The 3,615-nt window shown below is 72.3% G+C and carries 5 protein-coding genes and 1 tRNA gene; 5 read left to right on the top strand and 1 reads right to left on the bottom strand.

Features of this window, described 5'->3' with window-relative positions; translation table 11 throughout:
• Window positions 1–235: 235 nt before the first annotated feature.
• From VHA72_RS08400 to VHA72_RS08380, 5 genes are all read left to right on the top strand, one after another.
• Entirely contained in the window at window positions 236–607 is a 372-nt protein-coding gene (locus VHA72_RS08400) for a hypothetical protein (protein ID WP_325574169.1), read from the top strand.
• Between the two features lie 52 nt (window positions 608–659).
• Window positions 660–953, top strand: coding sequence for a hypothetical protein (locus VHA72_RS08395; protein WP_325574167.1), 294 nt, complete (start codon window positions 660–662; stop codon window positions 951–953).
• A 128-nt stretch (window positions 954–1,081) separates the two neighbouring features.
• Window positions 1,082–1,759, top strand: a complete 678-nt coding sequence (locus VHA72_RS08390; RefSeq protein WP_325574165.1) for a DUF3159 domain-containing protein — start codon at window positions 1,082–1,084, stop codon at window positions 1,757–1,759.
• Window positions 1,756–2,562 (top strand): glycerophosphodiester phosphodiesterase, encoded by an 807-nt coding sequence (locus VHA72_RS08385; RefSeq protein WP_325574163.1) that lies wholly within the window; start codon window positions 1,756–1,758, stop codon window positions 2,560–2,562. The genes VHA72_RS08390 and VHA72_RS08385 overlap by 4 nt, the downstream gene beginning before the upstream one ends.
• Window positions 2,563–2,614: 52 nt before the next feature.
• Window positions 2,615–2,699: transfer RNA gene (locus tag VHA72_RS08380), tRNA-Leu, on the top strand.
• Window positions 2,700–2,841: 142 nt separating this feature from the next.
• Here the strand turns inward: VHA72_RS08380 and VHA72_RS08375 are convergent.
• Window positions 2,842–3,615: ABC transporter ATP-binding protein (locus VHA72_RS08375; protein ID WP_325574161.1), on the bottom strand; the 774-nt coding region annotated here is incomplete at its 5' end.

The raw sequence follows: 3,615 nt of genomic DNA, 5'->3' as shown, positions 1-3,615 counted from the left end.
GGCCCGAAACCGCCGCACGGACGCGGCCCTCCTGGCATGATCCGGTGCCGCACCGACCCGGAGGAGAGCCGTGACCACCGCATCGACGCCGCCGAGCGGTACGGCGAGCGCGCCGCTCACGAGCTGGCCCGTCTGGGGTCGCAGCCAGCGTGACCGTCGCCGTCGTCGTGGTGACCATGACGTGGACGGCCCGCTTCTGGCGCGATGTGGCGAGCGCTTTCAAGGCGCCAACGCCGTGCTTGTCCTGCTGGTGCTGGCGCTGCCCATCCTCGACGACTCGCCGGCGCGCCGACTGCTCCGCTGGTGGTCGGACAGGTCTGAGGCCGTGAGCGATGCCTGGTGGCACAACCGCCGGCTGGCCGCCGTCGGCGTCGGGGTCAACCTGGGCCTGTTCGGACACACCGTGGTGTCCCACGTGCAGTGGGTCGCCGACGCCGAGCCGAAGAGCGACTGGTGGGCATGGCTCGGAGCCGGGGTGTTCGTTCTCGTGCTGCTCGGTCTCGAGCTCAGGCACTCGCCGACGGTCAGGTGGAAGGCGCCGGCGTTCTGCCTCCTGCTGGGCGTCATCGCGCTGCTGGCGTGGCTGCCGCCGCGAGTGGGCGCCTGACCGAGATCGGCGTGTGCCCGTAGCCCCGCGGCCTCGTGGGCGTTAGACGGACGTGACGCCAACCACCGACCAGCGCATCCCGCGGGCCTCGCTCCGCGAGGAGTGGTCGGTCTCGTCGGTACAGCGGCTGGCTTGGGCGATGGGGCGCCCGGCCGCCTCCTCGTCGGCGGCTGCCCGGGCAGGGGCCGACGCCGACGAACCGGCACCGGTGACGTCGCTGCACGCCCCCGCCCGGCAGGCCCGTCGGGTCGAGGCGCTGCAGCGCCTGGCCACGGATCCGGCGGCCACCCTCGCCGAGCGCTCCCTGGCCGCGGCCCGCGCCGCCGCACTGCTGCAGGCGTGTTGAGCGTCCGGGAGTAGTCCGATCGGGTGGCCTCCTGAATTCAATCGCACAGAATCTCCTCACGATCGAGCATTTCGGGGTACTTGCGTTTATCGTCGTGAGACACCGCTAGCCAGACCCTCGGAGTCACCATGGCGCAGCCCGCCACCAGCACCACCGCCCACGAGCACCTGATCGAGATCGGACATGTGGGTCGGGTCGTGATGCGTGCCCTGCTCATGCTCGCGGAAAGCGTCCTGGTGCCGACGGCGATCCTCTACGGCTGCATGCGCACCGTGGGGACGGTGCCGGGTCTGGCCGGCGTGCTCGGCTGGTGCGGGGCCACGATGGGGCTGCGGTTCGTCCTCGGTCGGCGGGTGCCCTCGACGCTGCTGCTGGTCGTCGGCATCCTCGTCGCGCGTACGGCGATCGCGCTGGCCTGCTCGAGCGTGTGGCTCTATCTGCTGCAACCGGTCGCGGCATCGGTCCTGATGAGCGTGGTCTTCGTGGGTTCGGCCGTGATCGGCCGCCCCGTCACCCAACGGCTCGCCGAGGACTTCGTGAGGCTGCCCGAGCGGCTGCTGGCCGACCGGCGGATGCGCCGGGTGTTCATCGAGGTCGCGCTGATCTGGGGCGTGTCCCGGGCCGTCGACGCGGCCATCGGCCTGGACTCGCTGCATTGGGGCGCCGGGGTCGGCGTACTCGCTCGTGGGGTGCTCTCCACCGGCCTGACCGCGCTGTCGATCGGTGCCTGCGTCTACTGGGGCTGGCGTCGCGTGCAGGCGATCCCGGGGGTGCGCTTCAGCATCGGCGCTCCGCTCACCTCGTGAGCGGCCCCGTCACGCGCGCGCTGATCTCGGCCCACCGCGGCGCGGCGGGCCAGCTCGGCCTGCGCGACAACTCCTGGGAGTCGCTGGAGGCGGCGGTGCGGCTGCCGGTGGACTACATCGAGTTCGACGTGCACCGCACCGCCGACGGCCGCTATGTCCTGCACCACCTCGATCACGTCCGCCGCGGGCGCCGCAAGCTCTACCTGCGGCACCTGTCCGCCCGCGCAGTGGCCGAGCTGGTCGGGCACCCGCTGGTGACCTACGAGGACGCCCTGACCTTGCTGGCCGCCCACGGCAAGAAGGCGCATATCGACCTGAAGCTGGTCTCGCCACCGGATCACTACGGCCGTCCGGGTGCGGCCTACGAGCTGGAGGCCGCCCGCACGGCACTGCGGATCATGGGCAGCCCGGAGGCGTTCATCCTGACCTCGCTCGAGGACCCCTCCGTCGCGGTGCTGGCCAAGTGGGCGGCGGTGGAGAGCCCCGGCACGCTGGTGGGGCTCTCGCTCGGCCGTACCATCTTCGGCCTCGGCTGGTGGGGCCAGGTGCGGCTGCGGCACAGCGAGCTCTTCCCGGCCGGGCGGCTGCGCCGCTGCGGGGCCACGCTCGTCGTCGTCCAGCACCGGCTGGCGTCGCTGCGCGTGCTGCGGTGGGCGGGTCGACAGGGTCTCCCGGTGCTGGTGTGGACCGTCGACCGACCCCGGAAGCTGCGTCGCTACCTCACCGACCGGCGGGTGTGGATGGTGACCAGCAACTTCCCGGATCGGGCCCGCGGCGCGGCCGACTACGACGTGGTCGCCTGAGGGTGCCGATTCGTTTCTGGGCCGCCACGCTGCTAACGTTTCGTCCGCACTCGCGCGGGTGGCGGAATAGGCAGACGCGCTAGCTTGAGGTGCTAGTCCTCGTATAGAGGGTGGGGGTTCAAGTCCCCCCTCGCGCACGCGAGTGGTCCCGGGTGCCTGCAGGTCAGGGACTCGGGACCTTGCACATTTCGGGCACATCCACGCACATCCAGGCACAGCCGGGCTCGGGTGAAGCGCCGGGGCCCCGATGCCGGTGCGCCGAGCGCCTCGGGGCGGCGTTCAGCTGCGGAGTCGGTCGCCGTACCAGACGGTGTCGAAGGCGCGCCACATGGAGGCGTACCGGCCGTCCGCCTCGAGCAGCTCCTCATGCGTGCCCGACTCGGCGACACTGCCGTGATCGAGCACGATGATGCGGTCGGCGGTGCGCGCGGTCTGGAGCCGGTGGGCGATCAGGATCGTGGTGCGATGCGAGGTGAGCCGCTGCATGGCCGCGGAGACGCGCGCCTCGGTGACCAGGTCGAGGTTGGAGGTGGCCTCGTCGAGCAGCAGGATCGCGGGGTCGACCAGCTCGGCGCGAGCCAGGGCGAGGAGCTGCCGCTGGCCGGCCGAGAGGGAGCGGCCGCGCTCGGCGAGCGGGTGCAGGTAGCCGCCGGCGAGGGTGGCGATGAACTCGTGCGCCCCGACGGCGCGGGCCGCCGCCTCGACCTCGGCGTCGGTGGCGGCGGGTCGGCCGTAGGCGATGTTGTCTCGGACGGTGCCGGAGAACAGGAAGGACTCCTGGGGCACGTAGCCCAGCTGGGTGCGGAAGTCGTGGAGGTCGACGGACCGCAGGTCGTGGCCGTCCATCCGGATCGCTCCGCGGTCGGGGTCGTAGAAGCGCGCGACCAGCTTCATCACGGTCGACTTCCCGGCTCCGGTCTCGCCGACCAGGGCCACGGTCTCGCCGGCGGCGACCGCGACGTCGATGCCGCGCAGCGCCTCCGGGACGCGGGCGGCCTCGGCGCCGCCGGCGGGGTAGTGGAAGTGGACGTCGTCCAGCGTCGTGGGCCCCGG

This window comes from Nocardioides sp. (assembly GCF_035547795.1).
Lineage (GTDB): Bacteria > Actinomycetota > Actinomycetes > Propionibacteriales > Nocardioidaceae > Nocardioides.
Note: the sequence above shows the minus strand (reverse complement) of the source record. Positions and strands in the feature narration are given on the sequence as shown.

Coding starts and splice junctions, on each gene's coding strand:
- VHA72_RS08390 (WP_325574165.1), top strand. CDS start 1,082: ATGGCGCAGCCCGCCACCAGCACCACCGCCCACGAGCACCTGATCGAG.